17 protein-coding genes are annotated in these 24754 nt (G+C 46.9%); all 17 read right to left on the bottom strand.

Annotated features, from left to right (window positions below; genetic code table 11):
- Window positions 1-134 precede the first annotated feature (134 nt).
- Window positions 135-1220: a tyrosine recombinase XerS gene (gene xerS / locus MKY48_RS16225; RefSeq protein ID WP_215162769.1), complete on the bottom strand. Its 1086-nt coding sequence runs from the start codon at window positions 1218-1220 to the stop codon at window positions 135-137.
- A 359-nt stretch (window positions 1221-1579) separates the two neighbouring features.
- Complete coding sequence (locus tag MKY48_RS16220; protein ID WP_339273302.1) at window positions 1580-2338, bottom strand: DUF4367 domain-containing protein; 759 nt, start codon at window positions 2336-2338, stop codon at window positions 1580-1582.
- A gap of 402 nt (window positions 2339-2740) precedes the next feature.
- Complete coding sequence (locus tag MKY48_RS16215; protein ID WP_339273300.1) at window positions 2741-3496, bottom strand: DUF4367 domain-containing protein; 756 nt, start codon at window positions 3494-3496, stop codon at window positions 2741-2743.
- Between the two features lie 258 nt (window positions 3497-3754).
- The gene (locus MKY48_RS16210; RefSeq protein WP_339293429.1) at window positions 3755-5461 is read right to left on the bottom strand and encodes a DUF4179 domain-containing protein; all 1707 of its coding nucleotides are present in this window, start codon (window positions 5459-5461) and stop codon (window positions 3755-3757) included.
- Window positions 5409-6014, bottom strand: a complete 606-nt coding sequence (locus tag MKY48_RS16205) for an RNA polymerase sigma factor (RefSeq protein ID WP_339293428.1) — start codon at window positions 6012-6014, stop codon at window positions 5409-5411. Before MKY48_RS16205 ends, MKY48_RS16210 begins: the two co-directional genes overlap by 53 nt.
- A gap of 177 nt (window positions 6015-6191) precedes the next feature.
- The gene (locus MKY48_RS16200; RefSeq protein WP_339293519.1) at window positions 6192-7295 is read right to left on the bottom strand and encodes a glycerol dehydrogenase; all 1104 of its coding nucleotides are present in this window, start codon (window positions 7293-7295) and stop codon (window positions 6192-6194) included.
- A gap of 305 nt (window positions 7296-7600) precedes the next feature.
- A complete protein-coding gene (locus tag MKY48_RS16195; protein ID WP_339293427.1) occupies window positions 7601-8980 on the bottom strand; it encodes an extracellular solute-binding protein in 1380 nt (459 codons plus the stop codon).
- Window positions 8981-9019: 39 nt separating this feature from the next.
- Window positions 9020-9889: a carbohydrate ABC transporter permease gene (locus MKY48_RS16190; protein WP_339293426.1), complete on the bottom strand. Its 870-nt coding sequence runs from the start codon at window positions 9887-9889 to the stop codon at window positions 9020-9022.
- A gap of 61 nt (window positions 9890-9950) precedes the next feature.
- Window positions 9951-10901 carry a sugar ABC transporter permease gene (locus tag MKY48_RS16185; RefSeq protein ID WP_098744590.1) on the bottom strand — a complete coding sequence of 317 codons (951 nt, stop codon included), beginning with the start codon at window positions 10899-10901 and terminating at the stop codon, window positions 9951-9953.
- A gap of 297 nt (window positions 10902-11198) precedes the next feature.
- The gene (locus MKY48_RS16180; RefSeq protein ID WP_339293425.1) at window positions 11199-12872 is read right to left on the bottom strand and encodes a ribonuclease J; all 1674 of its coding nucleotides are present in this window, start codon (window positions 12870-12872) and stop codon (window positions 11199-11201) included.
- A gap of 206 nt (window positions 12873-13078) precedes the next feature.
- Complete coding sequence (locus MKY48_RS16175) at window positions 13079-13762, bottom strand: DUF554 domain-containing protein (RefSeq protein WP_339293424.1); 684 nt, start codon at window positions 13760-13762, stop codon at window positions 13079-13081.
- Between the two features lie 69 nt (window positions 13763-13831).
- Window positions 13832-14647 carry a MerR family transcriptional regulator gene (locus MKY48_RS16170; RefSeq protein ID WP_339273290.1) on the bottom strand — a complete coding sequence of 272 codons (816 nt, stop codon included), beginning with the start codon at window positions 14645-14647 and terminating at the stop codon, window positions 13832-13834.
- 184 nt (window positions 14648-14831) lie between these two features.
- The gene (locus MKY48_RS16165) at window positions 14832-16433 is read right to left on the bottom strand and encodes an S-layer protein (RefSeq protein ID WP_339293423.1); all 1602 of its coding nucleotides are present in this window, start codon (window positions 16431-16433) and stop codon (window positions 14832-14834) included.
- A 265-nt stretch (window positions 16434-16698) separates the two neighbouring features.
- Window positions 16699-19923: a glycosyl hydrolase gene (locus tag MKY48_RS16160; RefSeq protein WP_339293422.1), complete on the bottom strand. Its 3225-nt coding sequence runs from the start codon at window positions 19921-19923 to the stop codon at window positions 16699-16701.
- Between the two features lie 18 nt (window positions 19924-19941).
- A complete protein-coding gene (locus MKY48_RS16155; RefSeq protein WP_339293421.1) occupies window positions 19942-21954 on the bottom strand; it encodes a DUF4965 domain-containing protein in 2013 nt (670 codons plus the stop codon).
- A gap of 171 nt (window positions 21955-22125) precedes the next feature.
- On the bottom strand, window positions 22126-23784 hold the full coding sequence (locus tag MKY48_RS16150) for an extracellular solute-binding protein (protein ID WP_339293420.1): 1659 nt from the start codon (window positions 23782-23784) through the stop codon (window positions 22126-22128).
- Between the two features lie 72 nt (window positions 23785-23856).
- Window positions 23857-24753 (bottom strand): carbohydrate ABC transporter permease, encoded by an 897-nt coding sequence (locus MKY48_RS16145; RefSeq protein WP_098744571.1) that lies wholly within the window; start codon window positions 24751-24753, stop codon window positions 23857-23859.
- Between the last annotated feature and the right edge of the window lies 1 nt (window position 24754).

Below are 24754 nucleotides of genomic sequence, written 5' to 3'. Positions count from 1 at the left end.
GATAAATAGATTGTGACACAAACCATGTGAAATCGGTAATACAAAGGGGTTATATAACTTTAGTGACATATGTACAAAATACGAGTTTTGTGTAAAAGTATTAAAGAAACGACCGTGCAACGGCCATTTTTGCATCAATCGTATAATTTCATCTTATCCATATTATTGACGGCTTTTCTCATCTCTTCATCTGTTAAATGCGTGTAAATCATCGTTGTCTGAATCGACGAATGTCCCAGCTGATTCTTCAGCTTCGGCACGTCGTTGTTCTCACGATGATAACGTGTTGCAAATGAGTGTCTCAAGGAATGCACCGTCAATGCCGGCTTACCAAACGCTGCAGCGTATTTTTCAATCAGCTTTTCGATCGATCTTGGCGTCAACCGCCGGCTTTGGCCTTTGCGTCCGATCGGCGCTGCTATAAACAGGTAATTTTCCGATTTTTCCGGTTTATACCTAGCTTCACGGATCTTCAAATAGCTCTCCAGGTCCAACAATGCTTGCTGGCTAAAGTATACATATTGCTCTTTATTGCCTTTACGCAGCACACGCACTTGGCCTTTGTTCATATCCAAATCCTCGATGTTAATTCCCGCTACTTCGGATAAACGCAGTCCGGAGCCGAGAATTAGCGAAACGATCGCCGTATCCCGTTCCCGGTTAAATTCATGAAAGCGCTGTAAACGTTTATTGGTTTTATGGAGTTCCCCAAAATCATGAGCCACAAACTGGCGGAACTTCTCGAGATCGTCTTCCCGCAAAATTTTGCCTTCAATTCGGTAAGCGATCGTTTCCTGGCTTTCCTTTATTGGATTAAAGTCGATTTTGGCCATGACATTACGCTGAATATATGGCTTAAGATCCGGAGTTTCGGCCTTGTTTTGAAGATAATCAAACAGCGATTTTAATGCAGACAACTTCCGGTTGATCGTATATTTGTTGTTATCCAATTGATATTCCAAATAATACAGAAAATTTTCGACTTCACGGACGGTCAGCGATTCGAGTACGGACATTTCAATGTTTTTGCGATCATGAATGTTCGATTTAACTGATACAAGCCAATCAAAAAAGATGAGGTAATCGTGACAGTAGTTCAGCAGCGTCGTATGCGACAGTTTGCGTTTTCGGCCATCGATGTATTCGGTCACGTACCACGGGAGCTCAGCACTCTTGGCTTCCACGCGTTTCATATAATGCAGCTTCGCAATTTTATCCACTTATTGCCAACCTCCCTTGTTTCCAGAGTAACTTATTTATAATTATTCGTCAAATTATTATTTTACGTAATTATTTTGTGTGGTATTCCAGGATCCTAATAAAGAATCATTGACTAAAAAACTAAACGACCGTTCCCAGATGGAATTCAGGGAAACGGCAGCAGCATATACTGTCTTTTTTATTCTGTTTCTATTTGAAACACTGCCAGCGGTCTCGTGATCTGTCCATACGAAAAAGCCGGTCAGATCCATAATTTGATCTGACCGGCTTCCTTAGAACCCTTGCTAAGTATGCCTGCATTATCCTTGCATCGCTAGCTTTCTACATCTGAATCATTGCAGATAAAGCGTAATCCGCCTTACTTCTTAACAGCCGTCTCTGCAAACTTGATCAAGTCTTCTTTGGTGAGCGGGTTGCCCGGATTGGTTGAGATGTTGTATACATGATCCTCATCTGACCAACTCAGGACATTTCTAACCCATTCAGGATGCTTCTTGGCTGTCTCGGCGTCATAATTGTCCGATGTGTAGTACCGGTATTCGCCGCTCGACTTATCCTTGTTGATCTTGTGGGATACTTGCATTTGCAAATTGTCTTTTCCGTTTGCAAAATTTAGATTGATTTCGCCCATTTCCTTCCAGTCGAACTTTTTGTAATAAACGCCTTTTCCTTGGGCCTCAGCTTCAGCTTTCACTTCTTTTTGGTACTCCGCGCGATTCTTGGCAATCGGAGGCTGGATGTTTCCTTTCACAAAATTATATCCTTCAGGCAGACCTTCCGGCTCTTGAAGCACAGGACCTTGCAGTTTGGTTGCCTGGTTCAGGTAATCCTCATAGTTTGTGAAATGGAACATATCCAGGTAATACAAGAATTCAGAACCGCCATTGAGATTTTTATCGCTTACGTACAAGAGATACATATCTCCTGTATTTTTTTGCTGCAGTTTTTGGCTGAGTTCTTTCTTCGCCGCTTCAACTGCCTTCTGATCAGCAGCTGGAGCTTTCGCTGTAGCCGCCTGTGCGGAATTTTTGACTGTTGCTGCCTCCGTCATATTTGCGGTGCCAAACAGCATCGCGATACCTGTTGCTACTACAGCTGCCTTCATTGCGTATTTCATGTGAAAATTTCTCCTCTCTTTTTTGCATATCTTGTTTAATAAAGTGTGAAGACTGGACTCTATCTTTTTTGGGGCCCCTTTGTGCCAGCTTCTATGATATAAACACACCCCAGGAAAATTTGGTTCATTCTTTTTGGACAATTCCAGGAGAAATATCAATAGGTTATGAAATTCCAATAAGTGAGCTGCAGCGTACGGATCGGCCGGCGATAACTATGGGACCTGAGACGTTGCCATCCGAGAAAGGAAGCAGGCTGATAGATAAGGAGAACAAAACAATACAAAAGCCAGCCAGACCCTTATAGGATCCGACTGGCTTTCCTTCGTGCCCTTGCTATATATAACCGCTTAGTTTCCAAAGCTTCTTTCCTGCTCTATGCGGTAAGCCATAACTAAGCCATTTTATTTCTTTACCGCCGTTTTTGCGAGTTTAATCATTTCTTCTTTCGTAAGCGGATTCCCCGGATTGGTTGTGATGTTGTAAACATAATCCTGGTCCGACCATGTCAGCGTGTTTCTGACCATGTCAGGGATTTTCTTGGCTGTCTTGGCATCCACTTTTTCTGATTTAATGTATCGGTATCCATTGCTGGCTGCATCTTTGTCAATCTTGTGGGATACTTGCATTTGTATATTGTCTTTTCCGTTGGCAAATTCCAGATTGATCTCGCCTATTTCCTTCCACTCAATCTTCTTGAAGTAAGCGGCTTTTCCTTTTGCCTCCGATTTGACTTCCTTCTCGTATTTATCCTTATTTGCCACAATAGGAGGCTGGATATTGCCTTTAACAAATTGATATCCTTCAGGCAGGTCATCCGGCTTCTTTATCGTTGGACCCTTCAGCTTACCTGCTTGGTTTAGATAATCCTCATATGATTTGAACTGGAACATGTTCATATAATACATAAATTCAGAGCCGCCATTCAGCGCTTTATCCCGTACGTACAGGATATATAAATCTCCTGGGTTCTTCAGGGCGAATTTCTTGGAAAGTTCCGCTTTGACGGCCTCAACAGCCTTATTATCAGCAGCCGACAACTTTGCCGCCTGTGCCGATTTATTGGTAGCCTTGCTAGCAACAGCTTCCGTCATATTCACTGATCCCATCAACATCGTGATCCCTGCTGCGACAACCGCCGCTTTCATTGCTTTTTTCATATGTATTTCCCCTCTCCTTTGCACCTTGAGCGTATTCTATTAAAAAGGTCGTAAGAACATCTGGCCGCCATCATTAGGAACCTCTGCCGTGCCAGCTTCTATGATATAGACACAGCTCAGAAAAATTTGGTTCATTTATTTAAAAAAAACCGCAATCCTGCATTTTTTTCCTCAGCTCTTCCTTCTATATCTTCGTTTGAATGTGGTTAAAACTGCAAACAAGCTGACGCCAATTAGAATCGACGCCAGCTTGTCATGTTATTGCAGCTTCAGTTTAGTATTTAGGTCAGGATGCCATATATGATATACCTTGATGTAAAGTTCAAGATCAGTTCCTTCAAACCCCGGGAAGACATTAACACGCTCGTTGGAGACCCATGGAGTGCTTCCCTCTATATAAACAATTCTGGAGAGAATTTGTTCACCCTCCTGTTGATAATAAGTTTGATCAACACCTCCGAATCGTTCATTCGTACTGCCGGTTTCCACATAGAGTTTTCCGTTTGCTTTGTAATACGTCCACTTCACGGGATAACCTTCAACGTCAGTGGTAATCGTTTGTTTTTCACCAGATATATTCTGAAGCATAACCGGCTGCGCGTAATCGAGCTTCGACTCATTTTCATTTTGCAGCATTAGTTCCATCGGCGTATCAGGCGTAATGTGAAGATCCGGCGGAACATCAAACAGGAGCGTCTTCATGTGAGCTTCAATTTCTTCGTCGCCCCCGTTCCCCAATGTCATGTATCCTTCGAGCTTCCGGCCGTTGATGGACAAAAAGGCATTTTGGTAGATTGGGTATTGATGCGCCTTCGGGGTCTCGATCTCAATCCGGATACCTGTCGGCCTAATAATCAGCTTGCGAATCGTGGAAGTTCCAAACGACGTTTCAAAAGGAATATTCAGTTCTCGCGTAGCCGAGGCATTTAAAGATTTCTCTTTGTTCAGGTTTAAAGTGCCGACATCCCACACGCCGTCTATTTTTTGCCCCTCCGCCAAGTAAACCAAATCAAATGTGATGCCTTTCTGGTTGATATCTTTCCAACGATAATAATCGATCGATCCATAAACGCCATCCGCATCCGGCCAAGCCGCAGACAGCCTCTTCGATTTCACCAGTTTACCGTCTTTCATTACCTGGATTCTCGGCGAGGCCGTATCTGCCGCCTGCTTATTCATGTATCTAAGGGATGACTTGATCAGCACCCCCTCCGCCCCTTGATTCACCACCTCGATGTTCAAAGCGTCGATCCCTTCCTTTTTAATCGGGAAGGTCTGGATGCCATTTTGTGAAGGGTCCAGGTTAAGCGGAACCCGCTTGTCACGATACTCCTGCAGCCCCCGCACAATAAATTGCACATCCGTCTCTACGCCGGGAAATGTCCAAGCCGTTTCGAAGAAACCGTTATATTGCTTATTCTCCGTGTCCCATCTATGCGAGTAATATCCTGTTTTCCAATTCATCTCCATCGCCCGTCCGCCCTTAACTTGCGCGATTGTCTCTCCGTCCGCCCTACGGAGTTCTACTTCGGAAAATCCCCACTCCCGCGCCTGTTCGTCTTTCGGATCAAAACTGTACAGCAGCGTGGTCCCATTGTCATCGGACATCGCCGAATCAATCGTAAAGGTGATGCCGCTTGTGGTAACACTTTTGTTAAGCGTTTGTCCGAATCCTTGATTAAGCGCCGATTTCAATCCCGGACGAGATGTAAAATCCCATTTCCCCGACATGGATGCCAGCACTGGGGTTGCAACAATAACAAAAGCAATTGATGACAAAAAAGCAAGACGGCGCCCATGCAAAAATCCAGTACGCTTTGTCCGTTTAACCACTGCAGGCGCTTGTTCCTGTTGCCTGTCAGCCTCAATTTTAAGCCACATCGCGTCAAAGTCCGGGTAGGTGTGGTTGCCTTCACCGCCCAGTTGCTGTGCAAGAACTTTCTCCTCGGGTGCCTGCTTGCTCATATTCCGCACCATCCTTTCCTCTGATCGTTTGTTTTTTGGCGATCTGCCCTAGCGGAAGATCTTCCTCATCGAGCTCGTCCATCATGGTCTTCATCAGCTTCAGCCCTTTATTTAGGCGGGATTTCACCGTGCCGAGCGGAATACGGAGTACCTCTGCGATATCCGCCAAGGGCAGATCATTGGTGAAGCGGAGCATGACGACAACTTTGATTTTATTCGGCAGCAAGTCCATACGGCATTTCCATTCATCCTTCGTCTCCTGTTGCTCTACAAGAGCTAGCGAGGACGGCGCCGCCTTTTCCCGCTGGAATATAAGAAGCAAATTCTCTTTCATGCGTCTTGTCTTGCTTGCCCGCAGATGGTTTAAACAATGATTGACGGTAATGCGCATCAGCCATGTTTTGAGATATTCCACCCGCTCCCAGCCGGAGGCTAACGCCTTTATAAATACTTCTTGACATACATCCTCGGCATCTGACGCATTGCGCAGCATATAGTAACAGGTTCTATATACGTCTTTGTTATACCGTTCAAAAAACTCCCTGTCCGTCAAGCAGGCTCTCCACCTTTCTTGTACTCTACTATATTAAGTTAACAACTCCGAGAAAAAAAAGGTTCATTTTCTAATATTCATAGTTTACATTGTAAATATAAAACAGCCAGTCATCCGATTCATTCCGGCTGACTGGCTGTTATGATTTTAGCTTACTGTCTCTGATTTCCTGCCTTGTTAGTTATAATAATGTTCTGCCAATGCATTTGCAGCAATGATGGCCTGGTATACATCTTCAGGCGTTACCGGGTGCGGCATATTGCCCATCGTGTCTCCTTCGGCACACGCATCTTCTGCTACTTTTCGCCATTCCTCCTCTATGAATTCATCCAAACCCAGGTCTTTTAAGGTTAGCGGCAGCCCTACTTCCTTGATAAAACGGATAACTGTTTCGATTTCCTCTCGTGGAGCACTTTCGAGAACAAGCTGCGTTAATAAACCAAAGACCACTTTTTCGCCATGCTGCGCATGATGCAGCGATGGAACGGCCGTCATTCCATTATGGATTGCGTGGGCAGCGGCCAAGCCGCCGGATTCAGCGCCAACACCGCTTAAATAAATCGTGGCTTCAATTGTTTTTTCAACGGCCGGGGTCGAGACGTTCTGATCCACGGCGATTTTAGCCTGCAGGCCATATTCTAGAATGGTGTCATAGCACATTTTTGCAATACCTAAGCCGGCTAGGGATGGCTTTAAATTCACTAAATTATCTCCATTTTTCTGATAACATGCTCGCGCTTCAAAATAAGTCGCAAGAGCATCCCCTATCCCCGCCACAAAAAACCGTGTCGGTGCGCTTACCAGAATATTGGGATCTGCCAGCACGATGTCAGGATTTGTCGGCAGAAACAGGTAACGGTCAAATGAACCGTCTGCATTGTAAATGACGGAAAGTGCAGTACACGGCGCATCTGTTGAAGCAATTGTCGGGAAAATTGCAACAGGCAGATGTGTGTAATATGCGGTAGCCTTAGCTGTATCCAATGTTTTCCCGCCGCCAATACCAACTATGATATTGGCACCTGATTTTTGTACCGCTTGGCGGTGTCTGTCGATTTCATCTTGAGTGATTTGATAGTTGAATTTTACAAATTCGCTTTGATGTCCGGCCTCTTCAAAAGATTTACCGGCTTCCCTACGCGCACGATCCAAAATAAATTCATCGCAAATAACATACGCATGATCACCATAAGTAGCGGTATAGGAAGCTAATTCTTTTAGTAAATAGTGCCCCACGATAAATCTCTTTGGCGATGTAATTGATTTCACATATTTTCCCAAAATATCACGCTCCAATGGATTTCAATATCCTTGCTATTATCTAATGATAATGAGATTTTTATACGATTGAAAAACCTGTCCCTTTTTTAGCCATAAAAATATCCCCTCCAAGTACGCTCGCTTCTCATGAAAACATGAGTTTTTTCGAGTGTCTACTTTGAGGGGATAATGCCACCATAAAAGCTGCTTTTTATCCAGGTATCATTGGGACAATGCACGTTTTACATAATATTGGAATATATTGAGTTGTTTGACTCATATAATCATCATGATTAAGCCCGTCTCTAGTGCAGTCCCCTCCTGATTTACTTCAGATTTGCCGACCATTTCTCAGCACGTGCCTGCAGATCATCCAGAAACTTCTGAATATCCGGAGCATTTCCGGATGCAGCCTGGCTAATGAATCCGTTAATAGCTGGAGCGATATCGCTCATATAAAACGGATTGGCTTCATCCATGAGCTCCGAGTGGCCAACATCTGCGATTTCGAGTGCTTTTTTCACAAACTTATCTTCCGGTGTTACAAAATCAGCGTTTTTAAGTGTCGGGGTACTGGAGAAGTTCTCATACATATATTTTTGCGTCATGTAGCTGGTCAAGAATTTTAATACTTCCCATGATGCATCCACATCTTTAGCATTCTTCGCCATGATGAACGGGTCAACCGCAACCCAGCCTTCGCCTTTAGGCCCCATGTTCAGCACAGGCTCATAACGGTCCAGCAGCTCTTTGTTTTGCTTCGACCGGTATTCACTCATCGTTGAGCCGCCGGTGGAATCGAGGGCAATAGCGATATTGTTCTTCTCCAGTCCGAAATTCTCGGCTCCCTGGGCATTCACGAAACCAGCTGGCGGCAGCTGTGCGGCTTCTTTCAGCCATTCCAGCACTTTGACCATCTCCGGTGAATTCAGGTGCCATTTAATGCTTTTGATATCCTTTAACGATCCTTCCGCTCCTTTGGCGCCATAAGCAAGGGTTAACGCAACAAAGGTAGATCCGTTTAATGAGTTGCCGCTCCAATACAGACCGAAATTGTCTTCACCGGTTTTCGGGTTTTTGCCGGTCATTTGCTTGGCTTTCTCCAGAATTTCATCCGGTCCCGGCTGTGCCGAGAGGGTTTCAACGCCCCAGTCTTCAAACAGCTTCTTATCATAAATCGTCATCCGGCGGCCAAGAACGGCAGGAATCCCAAACTGCTTGCTTCCGTCGGGCGACTTGGTGCTATAGGAGTTATTCATAATGCCTTCCAGATAGATGCCCTTGTCAAACGTAGTGTCCTTTTCGATCAAGTCGTCCAGGTCACGCAGCAGCCCTTCCTGGTACCATTGTGATGCAAAAGCTCCACCGGTATACAAGATATCCGCATCGCCGGAGAGCAGCATGGCCGTTTGTTTGGCTTTTACGTTCTCCCAGGGGATTTGATAAACCTCCAGTTTGATGTTCGGATACATTTTTTTGAACGTTTTATCTAAATACTCGTTGAGTCCGATGGTCGGGTTGCCTGTCAGTGCATCGATCCCGTTATCCAGCTGCCAGCCTGCCAGTGCAACGCGAACCGTACCTTTCATGTCCGATACTTTTTCAATCTTCACGCCGCCTGTCACATCTTTTCCCGAACTGCCTGAACAAGCGGCCAATGTAAATACCAGCACGAATGACAGGATAAGCAGCACAGCTTTTTTCATACGCAAACACCCCCACATAAATTTAGCTTCCATTCTGAATTACTGCTTGATACCGGATAGCGCAATGCTCTCGATGATATAACGCTGCAGGAACATATAAACGAAGATAACCGGAATGAGGCTCGTAGTCGTTGCTGCCATAATGATCGATGGCTGCTGATTGATTCCGTTGTTATACGTAAACATGGCCAATCCAATCTGGATCGTGTACTTGGCAGCCGATTTTAAGATCAGCAGCGGCCACAGCATATCATTCCATACGCCTAAGAACAGCAGAATGACCATGGTGGCGATAATGGGCGTACACAGCGGCAGATATACCCGGCTGAATACGGTGATTTCCTTGGCGCCATCCAGAACGGCAGCTTCCCTTAAACTGCTGGGCAATTGATCAAAGAAGGCTTTGGCTAAAAAAGTACCGAACGCATAGTTCATGGCTGGCAAATAAAAAGCCAAGTAGTTATCGACCAGTCCGAGTTTACTGAACAAAAGATACTGCGGAATCATCGTCATTTCGAACGGAATCATCATCGTGCTTAGCGCTAGCAGCAGGACGAAGTTTGCTCCTTTGAAGCGGAGCTTGGATAAGGCATAACCGGATAATAGTGCGGACAATGAGCTGATGATAATGACCCCTGCACTTACAAGCGTGGAGTTGCCGATGTATCGAAACATATTAATGTTGGTGAAGGCGGCTTCATATGTTCGGATCGAAGGCTCTTCCGGCCATATTTTCGGCGGGAATGAAATATTTAATCGTGCAGCCCAATCGAAGCTCGTTACCAGCATCCATAAGAATGGCACAATCATGATGAATGAACCTACCAACAGAACCAGCGTTAGTATCAGCTGTTGAAGTGTGATTCGTTTACGGCGCACAGGCTCCTTGGGCAAGGCTGAACTGCTCATAGTTACCCTCCTGTCTTCTGGAATAAGGTTCCCCTACGGACCCGAAAAATGGATAATGGCATTAGTCCAAACTGTCTTTGCGGCGGTTGAGCAGCATGAGGAACACGGTTAGGATGAGTATGATGACAAATAACAGATAGGATACAGCCGTAGCCAGCCCCATCTGCGAAGAGAGAAACGCATTTCGGTAAATATACAGCACTACGGTCATCAAGCTTCCCCCAGGATTACCTGCGGTTCCACCGATTAACCATACATCCGTAAACCGTTTCATTCCGCCGATGGTACCCATGATGAGCATGAACACAAAGATCGGACGCAAGTATGGGATTGTAATGTACCACCATTTCCGGTAGGTGCCAGCCCCATCCACCTCTGCAGCTTCATAGAGATCCCGAGGGACGCTTTGCAAACCAGCCAGAAAAATAATCGTGTTATACCCAAGCGCACCCCACAAGCTCATGAGCACAATACTGTAACGCGCGACTTCAGGGTTCGTGAACCAGCCGACAGGATCGATACCAAATAAACCAATTACAAAGTTGATCAGCCCTTCCTTGGACGGAAAAAACAAGAAGGAGAACAACAGGCTTGTAGCAACGCCGGACACGACATTGGGCAGAAAATATACCGCTTTGAAAAAATTGCGTCCCAGATGCCATTTCAGATTATTAATCAGGCTCGCCAGAATAAACGACAGTGCAATTCCAAGCAGTACAGACCAAATCCCCATGACGAACGTATTTGTAAGCGCTTGCCAAAATAAGGAATCTTCTAATGCGTAACGGTAGTTGCTCAGGCCCACCCAAGTGCCGGATAAATTGAGCCCGGATGTCTGATGAAAACTCATAAACAGTGCGGCGAACATGGGATAGATGGCGAATACGATGACACCGATAATCAGAGGGGCGCTGAATAGATAACCCATCCAGTCATTACGCGTAAATCTGAACTTTCGTTTGGCCCATTTCCCATGCTCCGCAGTCCATTTCCCTTCTGGGGTGGATGACAAACCGATCCTCCTCCTTTCGTTAATAACCGGACCCATTCCGGTAATCGGACAAGACGTTCATGTCCATTCTGTAAATGGTTATGTGGACGAATCCGGATTATGTGTTATTCTTTTTTTCACAGACGTGAATGGAAGAACAACATCTTCTGCGATTGCTTATCGGCAGTGTATGCAGTTGCCCGCATCCGGGTGTATGCCTAGATCGAACCTTGCTTCGAAGATCCTGGACCGTTTTGAAACTGTACCGAAAAAAGCACAACCTATTTTAGGCTGTGCTTTTTTTGTATTTTGAAAGGCTTATACTTCGATAATGATGGGCAGAATCATCGGCCTTCTCTTTGTCTCGCTGTATATGAATTTGCCGACATGATCTTTCAAGGTCTGCTTGATCAGATTCCATTGGGTGGACCCGGTTTCCGTCAAATCCTTCATGGAAGACGTAACGATATCGTGGATTTGACCCATGAATTCCTCCGAATCTTTCACGAAGATGAAACCTCTGGATATGAGCTCGGGTTTGGCCACCATCTGCTTTTCCGTTTTACTGAGCGTGGTTACGATAATGAGCATCCCGTCGGAGGACAGCTGCCTGCGGTCCCGCAAAACGATATTGCCTACGTTTCCGATCATCAATCCGTCCACCAGGCTGTTGCCTGAAGGGATTTTTGGACCCAAGGATGCCATACCCTGCTGGATTTGTATCGTGTCGCCATTCTGAATAATGAATACATTTTCATTGGGGATCCCCACGGAATCGGCCAGCTGACGATGCTGATACAGCATTCGGAATTCACCATGGACCGGAATCAAATAGTCCGGTTTCATCAAGGTGAGCATTAATTTCAATTCTTCTTGGCTGCCATGCCCAGATACGTGCATCCCTGAAGCTGAACCGGACCCATAGATGACCTGGGCACCCAGCACATACAAATTATCGATCACATGAGCAAGGTTCCGTTCATTTCCCGGTATGGCTCCTGCAGCAATGATGACGGTATCGCCAGGTAAAATCTCGATATGGGGATGCTTGGAGTTGGCTAAGCGTGATAATGCTGCCATAGGCTCGCCTTGACTCCCCGTGCATAACACGGCGATTTTGTCCGGTGGATACCGCTCGCTGTCGCCTGCATCAATCAGTAAGTCATCGGGGATGTTTAAATAGCCATGCTCCTTGGAAACGGTAACGACATTGACCATGCTGCGGCCGAGCAGAATCAGTTTTCGCCCTGTTTCCGCGGCGGCATCGATGATCTGCTGAACGCGGTTCACGTTGGAAGCAAACGTAGAGATGAATACCTGCTGTTTGGCCTGCGCGAATGCTTCCAAGATATGTCCGCCCACCAGACGTTCCGAAGGCGTAAATCCCGGTCTCTCGGCGTTTGTGCTTTCGGACAATAACACCTTAACCCCCTGCTTGCCGATATCAGCCATTCGATGCAGATCCGGATAAGGCCCCTTCACAGGAGACATGTCAAATTTAAAGTCCCCCGTGTGGACAACATTGCCTTCCGGGGTCTGAAAAACGATGCCCACGCAGTCCGGGATGCTGTGGCTGGTCGAAAAAAAAGAGGCGTGGATGGCACCCGCTTGAATGGTAGAATTCGCATCGATCGTGTGAAGCTCGGATTCACGCAGAATGCGATGCTCTTTCAGCTTGATTTTAATGAGCTCAATCGTGAGCTTCGTCCCATACACAGGGATCGGGAGCTGCTTCAGTAAATAAGGTATCCCTCCGATATGGTCCTCATGTCCATGGGTGACGATAAGAGCTCTGACTTTATCCGCATTGTCCAGCAAATAGGTGAAGTCAGGAACAATCAAATCGATGCCGGGCAGGTTTTCGTCAGGAAATTTGGAGCCGCAATCAGTGACCACGATATCTTGATCGTACTGAATGAAGTACATGTTTTTTCCAATTTCATTAACGCCGCCTAGCGCTGCGACTAGCAGTTTATGTTCAGCTATATTCATAATGATGAAGCCTCCTTCTCTCTATCCACCTAGTCCAATTCCTTGATGCTGTCGGTCTCCTATATTATTGAAATTGTCACAAAACTTATGCACCAAGGTAAACAATGGATTATTCAACGTGCAAGGTATAGAATAACAGCAAAAAACCCGCCTTCCGTAGGCGGGTTATCCTTGAAATCGAGATAAGTATGAATCCCTGCTTCATGTTAAAAACCGAGCAGATTTTTAACCGTAATGAATACGACTGGGACCAACAGCGCTGGCGTAAGATTCATGGTTTTGAAGTTCCGAATGCCCAAAATGTTTAAGCCTGAAGCAAAAATTAAAATGGCGCCAATAATGGATATTTCGGTTAACAGCTCCGTTGTAATAAATCCAGAGGCTGCGCCGGCCATAACGTATAATAACCCTTGCCAACAAAATGTGGCCACGGCTGATAGAATAATGCCAATGCCAAAGGTTGAAGCCAGTACAATTGACGTCACGCCATCCAGGATGGCATTGGTGAACAGATAGGTATGATTATTGTTCAAAGCGCTCTCGATCGGTCCGATAATGGACAGTGTTCCAATACAGAACAACAGAATGGCCGTAGTTAATCCTTCAGCCAAATTTCCCTTGGTGAACCTCGACACCGCTTTTTTAAATCCCTGCTCCAGATTCAGCTTCTCCCCGATCAGACCGCCTATGGCAAGACTTATAATGAATAAGACGGGATATTGGCTATCCGGCATATACTTCACAATCGAATTCACACCGAGTGCCATGACGGCCAAACCCATCGCCTGCATCAGGATGTCCTGATAGGCTTCGCTCATCCCCTTTTTAAATACATTTCCAATCGTGCTGCCTACAACAATGGTTGTTACGTTTACAATGGTTCCTATCACAGTCGTTCTCTCCTACTAATATGTTTTGATACAAAGAATAAACCCTCCAGCAGCTGGAGGGTCAATCGTTTATTTAGCAAGCATTTGAATTTCGGTTACGAATTGAGAAGGATCACCGGTAAGCCCATAGTCAATGTACGTAATCTCTAACGCATCTTCGATCAGGGTGTAACCTTTTTCCTCGATATAATCCAGGAGCTTTCTGTAATAAGGCGCTGCATCTTCGTGTGTCCCGGCAAACCGAATCGAAGTATAGGTACCTTTCCGCCAGATCTTCTCTTCGACTTCGGAGCTGCTATGCTCACTTTCCTGCTCCACAATAACAAAAATGGAGTCGTATTCATCAAATTTGCGTTGTATTAAACGATCGATCGAGATCGATAATCCTACTTTACCCAGAAAAATGGTGGACTTCATCTTCGTGCTATTCTCCAATAAACGGATCGGCATATCCAGATTGTCGCTTTTATGTATTTTCTGTTTCAGCAAAACCATCACTCTCTCGGGAAGCTCCACTTCCCGAATTTTATAGAGTTCTTCCTTATTTGAGGCATCTTCGATCTGATCAATTCGACTTTTGATCTTCGCCTGGATTCTTTGATATTCCTCAATTTTCTCCTCTGTTCTGCGCTGCTGCTCCTTGAGCAGGGTTAGTATATGTTCAATCTCCCGATCATCCAGAAAAAGCTTAATGTCTTTTAAAGGGATGCCAAGCGCCTTGAGATACAGAATGGTGTTCAGCTGCTCAAATTGATCGACCGAATAATAACGGTAATTTGTCAGATGATCCACGGATGCCGGTTTAAATAAATCAATATCATCGTAATACCGGAGGGTGCGGATATCGATCTGAAACAGCTTGGATATCTCACCGATCGTAAACATATCATCTCTCCTCTCCTTAACAGACTATACCCCTCGTTCAATTTGTACAATAAAATGATAGGATATGCAGCAAAATACAATCCATGTGATCAGCTATATGACATGCATCATTATACTACGTGTAAAAAAAACAAGAAGACTGCCGAATAATCGGCAGTCTTCTGAATAGAGCGCGAGCCGCATCCTACTGATGCTTCCCCTGTTTGTTAGAGTTTTTAACCAGCTTGTCGTCAACGCTGACAAAGATCGGATTAGAATAAAACCACAGATCACTATAATTCCGCTTGTTTATTTCCTCAAAACGCTTTTCGTTGTCTTCGATGTCTGTTTTTGGATCAATGAGCGGATCGCCATTACTGGTTTCTCCGGCAACATTTACGCCAAGATTAGTCCCTCTTAATCGGAAATATTGATCCTTCGTCGCTTTCGTTCGATAAGTAATGACGTTGTATCCATCCCGATCGGTTTTCCAATCCTTGCTCGTAAACCGTTTCACCACTTTGGTCGAATCGTTGGTGCTTTTGCTGTAAGCCGCCGTACCTGGTTGCGCTTTATCCGTTACGTCACCTGAGATCAAATCGATATGATCTACGGTTACAGAATCACCGTTGTTGTTTTTATTTGGGCTTTTGAATCGGATCGTAATTTCGATCGGGCTCCCTTTTTTCACTTGCAGGTTACTTCCCATCTCGGCCTGCTTGTTCCCGTGACGAACGCGATAATCCAGCGCGTTAATCAAATCGCCGTAGACGGAGAACGATTTACCCGAACGCATCCCGTCCAATACGCTTTGCATATCTTTTCCATTCACCCAAGTGTAGTTTTTGGCATATTGTCCCGGCCAATACCCGCTGGAGTATAAACGGTTTTCACTAATCTCAAAATGAGAATCCGAGTTCGCAAAGTTCCAAAATTCGCGTCCTTCGCCAAGCAGCGCATCCCATACGCCGCCAACCTTGGCAATCATGAAATCAGCACCGCCGTAGGTTCTGTTCTCCGGTGTGGTTAAGTTAAGGCCACCGCGATCCGGTTCCATCTGATTCCCGGGCATGCCTTCCATTCCGAATACAACATTCGGCGCGATATTATTGAAATCCCGTATATCCGCTATTGTGTACACCGTTTTTCTAGAAGGATGATTAAGCAATGCATAACTGCTATCTCCGTACTTATCCTGGAGCCAAGCCAGCGCTGTTCTGGCATCTTCGGGTGAAGTATTGGCCCGGCTGTCTTGTTTTTTCCAATCGGCCACGTCTTCGGGATCAAACATCGCTTCATCCCGATCCGTGAATAAATACTCGAACTGACGGGCTGCCTCCAGACTCGACGCTGAACCGAATTTGCCTGCTATAATCCCGACTCCCACATGTTCGTATGTAGGCATGTCCCATTCAAAACCCGAAAAGATAATGTTGTTCTTGTATTTGCCTGCTTCCTGAAGCTGCTGGATCTTTGGAATCTGGTATTGAGCCATTCCTTTGGAGAACGGAATAGATCCGCCGGCAAGGGGATTTCCCTCGTCGTCCCGTTTAGAAACTCTAAGATGGTCAGAGACCGCGATCCAATCCAGACCATACTTTTGGAAACCGTTATCCAGCAATTCCTGCAGGGATTGACTGGCATCATCAGATTGATACGTATGCGCGTGATACTCTCCTGTCATCCATCTGCCGTTTCCTTCCGGCTTAAACCTAGCGCCATCTTCCTTGGCATGAACGATCATACCTTGCGAAAGAATGGATAAGCTGAGCGCCAAAACCATGATGGTTTTCTTCTTTAGCTGCATTTCATGGCACCTCCGAGTTGTTATCGTCCGTAAAACTTCTTAAGTGTAAGTCTTCAGGATTAAGAGAATGTTATCGTAAATCGATGAGTTTGTAAGAATGGAGTTTCCGATCCTGTATGTCCCTATGAAAAAATCCCACCTTTGAAACTCGGAATACACAAATCCTGCGAATCGAGATTACATATTATATATTATGTAAACTATAATAAAAGAATGACCACGACCTGAACTCGGCTGTAGTCATTTTCGTAGGTATCGCATAATATTACATTCTTTTTGATAAAGTTCGATGAACCAACTTCACCCTTCCATTCACCCCTGAAGGTAAAGAAGACTTACCATATAAATTCTCCAGCGTATTGGCTGCACGGATGGTAATGTAATTATTCCCCTGCTCAACATATGGCGTGATGTTCCAGTGATAAGGCGGCCACAATCGGATTCCTGCCTGCATATCATTTACATATAAACAAGCCGTCTCCCTAATATCGTCAGCTTCCAGCCATAATTCCTCATCTGGAGCCAAGCTAACTTGGGTCAGATCCACTTGCTGCGAGTATTCTCCCGCTCCTGCATAATAAGGATAACCGGCAGAAGACCAATAACCAAACATATGTTCCGAACTCGCGTTTAGCTTCATCCGATCTTCTCGATCTTCTATAACAAAGGGTCCAATCAAAAATGCAGGGAATGAAATCGCCGGCATCGGTTCCAGCAATGAAACCGTCAGAATTTCAAGTTCGTTCTCGCCTGCCAATAGATGAGGTGTGATATCCACGCTACTATAGTGTTGATCCTGCCAGTTAGAGGGCTGCAGCGCATTCTGCCTTACGCCATTCACGAAGATTTCAAGATTGCGCCTGCGCTGCAGGAAGCCGATATGGGATGGGATATTCTGCTCCACATCGTCCAGAATCAACAACATTTTATGGGATTCGTCGTCATGCGATGGATTTGAATGAACTCGATAACTCGGAGATTGCAATCGTTCCATCAATTCCTGGGTCAAGGTAAACGTTGTACGATACGTATTCACTTGCCCAGGCATCGTTGCGTTCATCCTGGATTTTCTGTCATTGAGCGTAACCTGCCATTGGTCCAGTAAACAAACGTTGGGTTCAAGTGTCCGGAAACGCCACAGCTCTTCAAGAACGATGACATCCGTGGAATCCCGTGTCATATCAAACACATGTTCCGTTGTGCCGATTGGGCACTCCTCGGGTACAACCGAGAGAACTCGCAGCTCTCCAGGTGCATAGATAAGAACGGAATCGCTGGCTAACCGGCGTATGTTCCCGCATTCCAAGTCCCATTCTTCGATTCGGTACTTCGGCCCCCTTGCATCAAGCTTCATGGAAACGGGCTTCTCTAACCAGTTCATCAGCCACACATATACCCGATCTCCGAACACACGTTCTACACTAATCAAATCCTCATGTTGTCCTTCGATCAACTTCCATCGTAAAACAGAGGGGTTCCTTAATAACCCGCTTATACGTTCACACAACGAGTCCAATGGATCATCAAGAGGCGTATTCTCTAGGGAATAAAACAGACTATACCCTTTGCCAACGGGGCGTAATGCCCCGTGCTGCGGTGTCGAACCAAACAGCGCATGCACATGCTTCGCCAATTCCGGATCATGATGCAAGCACTCGCTATGCCGCGGTACCGCTCCTACAGCAACGAGAGTACCCCCTTGCTTAACATAGGCAACAAGAAGTGCGGCAATGTCCTTCGACATGACCTCAATCTCAGGCATAACCAAAACCGAATATATGTTCCCACCCTGGTTAAATCGCACCCCTTCCCCATCAATAAGGGTGGCTTCGCGAAGCTGACACTCGTCTACATAGTCGTAATCAATGGATCTCCGAAGCATGTGATCCGACAGGAGCGAGAACAGAACATCGGAAGCGGGATGTTTATTCGATTGACCGGATACGAACATATTTTCGTATACCGTATGGATGGGCGACAGCAGAAGAACCTCCGGCATACGTTTACCGCTCGCGCCGAGCAGACTCAGTCGTCCGAGATAATCAGCAAAAGCACGATAATGCGGCCAATGAGGCGCGTGTTTGAATTCCGTCGGCGGGAAATCGGTCTTTCGATACCCGGCAAACGAGTAATAGAACGCATGCGGGATAAACAGATTAACGCCCAGGAATGCCATGAAATTCGCATCGAGTCGCCGTTGACGCATGGAATAGCCGTGACCGCTTGCGCCAAACGATTCGCAGATCACCCGTGCCTTGCTGTTCAACTGCGCGACAGAAGCGGCTGTCTTCACGGACACAATCCGATGCGGATTCTCCTTCGTACCGATGCCAGGCGTTAAATAATCCACACCTGCGTAGTGAAACTGCTGCAGCACCCGGGTCTGATTGCCTTGCGATCTCGCCTGTCCCCAGACCGGCTCTTCGAGCGTATGACCGATGTACAGCAGTCCATGCCGCTCACACCATGTACGAATCGCATGATGATAGCCCTCAACATACCAGCGCGTAATCGTATCATAATATTGCTGTTTCGTTGACCGGCTGCCATCAGCCATGTTATATAACAATGCGCCTAACCGCGGGATGAGATCATACCCATTCTCTTGCTGATATCGCTCCGCCATCCCTTCTGTCCAAGCGAAGACCATGCCCGGCAGGGTAGCGTCTACATCGTGAACGGTCGTGCGGATCGCTTCCACCCCGAAGAAACCGTCGTGGATCATAAGCCCGGGTTCGTCGGTAAATACCCCTTGAATCGTTGTGCCAAAGTATTTCTGCAAAGACTGAAACGGCTCATAGGACAGCCGGATGAAAGCCTGGACAGCTTCCGGATTCAGCGTATCCAAGTAGTACCCTTTAGCAAACGTGATGCCTTCCGCGATCTCGCAGGACCAGCAGGCCAGCACGATATAAGAATCCTCCGTTGTCGGCGTCCAATCTCCTCCCCATTCATGCGTGAGATCCTCGGGTTTATCACAGAGCAGCCATTCCCCGTCCTGCTCCACAGCGCGATAAGCCAGAATGGCTATAAGCTCATTATGATCACAGCGTGCAAAGTCCAGCCTCAAGCCTTCCTGCTGTCCGTCGTGCGTATATCTTTTCTCTTCGACCCTTAAGTATCGCATGCGATATTCCGGATGCTGACGGGTCAGCTTGCCGCCCAGCGTTCCGCTTGGCCAATTGTCCTCATCGTACAGCCAGACCACCATGCTGCGCTTCTCGCACTCCAGGGTACAGAACTCCAACGCTTCCATAAATGCCGGTGACAGGTACGAGGTTTGCATCCCATGACGAGCATGCAGAACAACACCGCCGACACCCGCTTCATACATCGATTGTATCTGGCTTTCCAGCTCCGGCTTCGTGAGTTCATGATTCAGGAACCAGAACGGCTGCGGGCGATACGTGGCGTCCGGATTCTCGAATTGCACCTTCAGCTGCGTTAGATCCTTATGGACTACTTCCTCCTGAACATTAACGTTATTCACAATGCATCACCTGTCTTTTCACGAATTTAATCCAGACCGGGACATCAGCAATTGGATGAAAAATCCACCGACGACGGAGCGGTTCTGGAAATTCATCTGCTTTCCGCTCATCGTGTCATACCAATCGGTCACCGGAACGCGAGCAGCGGTTTCATTCATGAAATCCCATAAGGGCGCAATCATGGCTTCAAACTGGGATTGGGTAGCACTCATGGAGGCACACCATACGAGCCAATCCGCTTTTGTATACGTATCACGGCTATCCAGCGGAAGACCGTAACGATTTTGTTTCTGCTTATAATATTCCAGCTCTTGAGCTGCAACTTCTTTTGGAAACAGGTTTAATTCCAGCAGACAATCCCATACCAGATTGTATTTCATGCTCCAGGAATCGTTGGCACTGTCAAACGTAAGTTTATAATGGTCTCCTGCATCGGCCATGGACATCCACTCATTCGCCATATTTCGTGCGGCTGCAAGATAAGAGGCTCCTTCCTGCAAGCCCAGTTGGTCACACATGTACGAATACGCAGCAATGCCCAGAATCGCTTTAATGGACAAATTCGCATTATGCGCCAAATGTCCGGCGAAATCATCCGTGCACAACTGATTTTCCGGATCGAGTCCATGCTGCAGTAAATACCCCGCCCATGCGGTAAGAGGTTCCCAGTGCTCCCGGGCAAAATCCGTACTCCCTTCATACTTGCACACCGCGGCAGCCATCAAGAGCATATTCCCGCATTCCTCAATCGGCATCTGGTATTCCAGCTTATTCTCGCCATACACCTGACCGTTAGCTTTAGGGTACGTTCCCACGTCATGAGGCGCAAAGTCAAACGGCCAATCAGGGCTCTTGGCATACTTATAAATCGGGCGCATCATACCCTTGACCAGTTCAGGATTGTATCTTAAGAACAGCGGAATCGACGGGTAACTGACATCGACCGTAGCGATGCATCCGTTACTGAAATTCTCCTTGGAAAAAAACAACACATGCCCCGCTTCATCTGCAACTAATTTATGCGCGGCTATCGCCTGTCGATACGTCAATGCCAAGATATCCCGGTATTGTTCGCCGCCTGCGGCAAGGCTCTCCGCCATCAGCTCGCGATTGAAGCTCTCGCATAACTGCATGATGTCTTCATATTGGGCGGCGGCCTGTAACAGCATGCCATGGAACGTCAATCCGTTTCGCTTCCAGTAAGCATCCAGCGGCTGGTTAAAATATTCGATGGCATGAATATCGTCATACGCAAGCATCAGATACTCGGATACCCATTCTTCTCGTACCTGGCCTAGATCGATTTCGACTGCCATAACAGGAGTATGATTGGATACGGCCCTCGGCTTCTCCGAATCGTCTTCGGACGGTAACAGACCGGATCTGACATACGACTCCCGGTTCGTTACAGAATGAATCACCGTCTGAATCCGTTCCGTACGGGGAACCGCCAGAACCATATACCCCCAATCGATTCGAGTATCATCTCCGGCACGCTGCAGGATGGGCTGTTCGACAGTACCCATTGACATCATATTCAATTGTCCATCGATTACGCGATGCTCCCAGGTCACTTGCTGATCCGGTGTATGCACGCACCACTCGCCTGTGACATCGAAGTAGATCTTTACATCATGTTCACGCCCATCCATCGAACGAACCTGAATAGTCACATAGGTTACAGGCCGGGATAACAGATCAAGATCATCCAGTAATAAAGGCGTGGTGAACTTAACTTGAAGCTCAATGCCTTCCCCTTGAAACGTATAACGGGTGGTTACCGGTTCAACTGTCAGATCGGTTTGTTGAAGAATTTCGAGCTCGGGACAGTCTGTTGAATCCGCTATTGCTGCCTTCCCCATAAATCGTCTAGGCATGCCATCGATGATCGCAAGGCCGACCATGCCTTGGATCTTGTTCGTCCAATGACGGGTATGATCATCGTAGAGATGATCCGCAGCCGACCATACGCTGAAATAAGGATCTACGGTCACCAGCGGAACGGATGGAGGTCTGAATTTTGTTGTCATTCAACTTCAACTCCTTCATGTTTTGTTAATTCTTGATAATCCCTTCCATCTCCTTGCGGTTTGGAAACTTTAGAAACTAAAGCAAGGAGAGCACAAAAGGCTCCGCCCCCTTGGTTGCCAAGGTGCTGCGAAACCTTTCGTATTACAGGGCTCCCTTGATGATGGAAGTCATCAGTTCGGCATCTGAACGGTTACCACATCTTTCCCCTTCAGATTTTCGTTCGTGAACTGCATCGCTTTCTCATATCCGGTCTTGCGGAGCTGTTCTCGTAGTTCGTTAATGATGCTCATCGCCGCTTCATCCGATTTGGCGAATACCGCTTCCTTCCAGGCATCCCCCATTCGATCCATCGATGGCTTCAGCATTTCCCATTCCGGCGCCTTCGTGATAACATCGCCCGGGTTATAGGCGGTAATCACGTGAATGCCGTTCGGTCGGAGGATTTTGCGGGCATTCTCCATGGCGTCAAGCCGTTCCTGTTCGGCCCAGATGTCTCCCCCAGCTACCGAATTGATGCGATCAAGACCCGTTAGTGATTCCAGGCCGATGCTGATGCCTTCGTTCTTACGCAGCTTCATGTTGGTGTCCGTGCTGAATTTGTCAAACCATTCCTGGTTGGCAACCGGCTTGCCATCTTTCATGTCCCAGTGAACGCCCTGAACTCCATATCTGGCCAGCATGAAGCCTTCGTCCGAGGCCATGAAGTCCAGAAACTTCAGCGCTGCGTCAACGCAAGCGCCTTTACAGTTCTTCGTGATCGCCGTCACGTTGTTGCCTTGGATTCCGAGATCAACCGGTCTGTCCGGCTCGACGTCAGCGCGCTCCAATGGGCCTAGAGGAATGTACTCGCTTCCAGGATGCGAAGTGGCATACTCCTTGGAGGCATCCAGAATGGCCGGATAGTGTGCGGCGAGGATGGCGATGCGGCCTTGGTTGATTTTCTCCTTGGCGATCGGGTCTGTCTGGGTAAAGGCTTCCGGGTCCAGCAGCCCTTCTTCAACCAGCTTCCGATAGAACAGGGTGTATTCTTCATAGCCTTTAGTAAAAAAGTCACGCTCAACCGTGCCATCGCCCTTGTCTACATAGCTTGCACCCGAGTAGAACATGGTGTTGCCGATGCCAACAGCCCAGCCGTTACTGAAACCGCCCAGCGGAAAGACCGGCTGGCCGTTCTCTTGCAGGTTGGCATCCTTGATTTTTTTGAGGAAGTTGTAGAAATCGTCCTTCGTGACAACGGATTGCGGATCGACGCCAACTTTCTCGGCGATGTCTTTGCGCACGTAGAAGCCATAGAGCCAATCCATGCCGTCTTCGTTTGTGGCCGGCTGATTTTGCAGCAGCAAATATTTTTTGCCGTCGTAAGCATCAATCGCTTTCTCATATAATGCCGGCGGCACATTTTCTTCCGCGATGGATTTGGACAGGTTCGGATAATCCTTTAGCTTGTCCGATATATCCACCAATTGTCCCTCTTTAGCTGCCTTAATGATGCCATCCAATTCTCCGCCCCAGGCTGGCCCTGTATAAATATCCGGCAAATCCTGCGTGGCGAAGATCTGGTTTACCTTCTCCGTCTCACTGCCTTTCGTATATTCCCATTCGAGAGTAACGCCGGTTTTCTCCTTGATGACTTCCTCCACGGGCGTCATGGCATCCGAACCGTTTGAACCATTCCAATTGTGCAGTATTTTGAGTTTGTATGAATTCTCTCCTTCTGCCCCTTCTCCGTTATCTCCGTTCCCTGATGAATTCGTGCAGCTGATCAGCAAACCTCCAACCATGATGGACACGAGCAATGCGGATACGCCTTTCGACCAAATCCTCTTCAAACCTATCGCCTCCTGGAATATGGATATCAATGATCTTGGTAAAGCTTTAGACAAATTCCGGGTCAGGATGACCTAACCTTTAACCGAACCGATCATAACCCCCTTTACGAAATATCGTTGTAAGAACGGATAAATGCACAAGATAGGAAAGACCGTAATGACAAGCAAGGCCATCCGGAGTGATTCCGGAGTTGCGCCGGCGCCGCTGGTTCCGCCAATTGTCTGCCCGCCCTGCTGCGCGGCTCGCTGCATCGAATTGGACAGTGCCTCAGCTTCCGTCAGCATTTCTTGCAAGAGGGTCTGCACCGGGATCAAGTCTTTGTTGGATACGTAGTAAGCACCTGAGAACCAATCATTCCAATGGGCCACCCCGATGAACAGGGAGATGGTGGCAAGCACCGGTCCCGATAGCGGCAGTATAATCCGCACGAAGATTTGAAAATCGCCATACCCGTCAATGCGAGCAGACTCTTCCAATTCTTCGGGTATGCCTTGCAGAAAGGTTCGGATAATGACGATGTGCATGAAATTGAACAGCATCGGCAGAACATACACCCAGAAGCTGTTGATCAGATGCAGTTTTTGCAGCGTGATGAAGAACGGAATGAACCCGGCACTGAAAATCGTCGGCAAAAAGATGTAAAAGGTGAAAAAAGAGCGGCCCGGCAATGTCTTTTTGGAAAGTGCATAGGCCATGAGCGTACTCAGCACAACATGCAGGAATGTCCCCAGCACGGTGCGCATGAGCGTAATTTGGTACGCCTTCCAGATGCGGGCATTATCGAATACCTGCGCGTAGTTCTCCAGCGTGAATTTACGGGGCAAAAAATAAATCGCCCCCATCATCGAATCCTTTCCGTCGTTAAGGGAATACGCCAAAATGTAAATAAATGGATAGATCATGGAAAATCCGATGATAGCGAGAACGGTATAATTGAACACCGAGAATAAAGACCATTTACGTTTCATA

The organism is Paenibacillus sp. FSL W8-0187 (genome assembly GCF_037969755.1).
GTDB lineage: Bacteria > Bacillota > Bacilli > Paenibacillales > Paenibacillaceae > Paenibacillus_AQ.
The sequence above is the reverse complement of the archived record's forward strand: the minus strand, read 5'-3'. Positions and strand labels throughout refer to the sequence as shown.

Excerpts from the sequence above, each read along its gene's own strand:
- MKY48_RS16190 (WP_339293426.1), bottom strand. The coding sequence starts at position 9,889 with ATGAGCAGTTCAGCCTTGCCCAAGGAGCCTGTGCGCCGTAAACGAATC.
- MKY48_RS16165 (WP_339293423.1), bottom strand. The coding sequence starts at position 16,433 with ATGCAGCTAAAGAAGAAAACCATCATGGTTTTGGCGCTCAGCTTATCC.
- MKY48_RS16180 (WP_339293425.1), bottom strand. The coding sequence starts at position 12,872 with ATGAATATAGCTGAACATAAACTGCTAGTCGCAGCGCTAGGCGGCGTT.
- MKY48_RS16215 (WP_339273300.1), bottom strand. The coding sequence starts at position 3,496 with ATGAAAAAAGCAATGAAAGCGGCGGTTGTCGCAGCAGGGATCACGATG.
- MKY48_RS16170 (WP_339273290.1), bottom strand. The coding sequence starts at position 14,647 with ATGTTTACGATCGGTGAGATATCCAAGCTGTTTCAGATCGATATCCGC.
- MKY48_RS16195 (WP_339293427.1), bottom strand. The coding sequence starts at position 8,980 with ATGAAAAAAGCTGTGCTGCTTATCCTGTCATTCGTGCTGGTATTTACA.
- MKY48_RS16145 (WP_098744571.1), bottom strand. The coding sequence starts at position 24,753 with ATGAAACGTAAATGGTCTTTATTCTCGGTGTTCAATTATACCGTTCTC.
- MKY48_RS16155 (WP_339293421.1), bottom strand. The coding sequence starts at position 21,954 with ATGACAACAAAATTCAGACCTCCATCCGTTCCGCTGGTGACCGTAGAT.
- MKY48_RS16220 (WP_339273302.1), bottom strand. The coding sequence starts at position 2,338 with ATGAAATACGCAATGAAGGCAGCTGTAGTAGCAACAGGTATCGCGATG.
- MKY48_RS16210 (WP_339293429.1), bottom strand. The coding sequence starts at position 5,461 with ATGAGCAAGCAGGCACCCGAGGAGAAAGTTCTTGCACAGCAACTGGGC.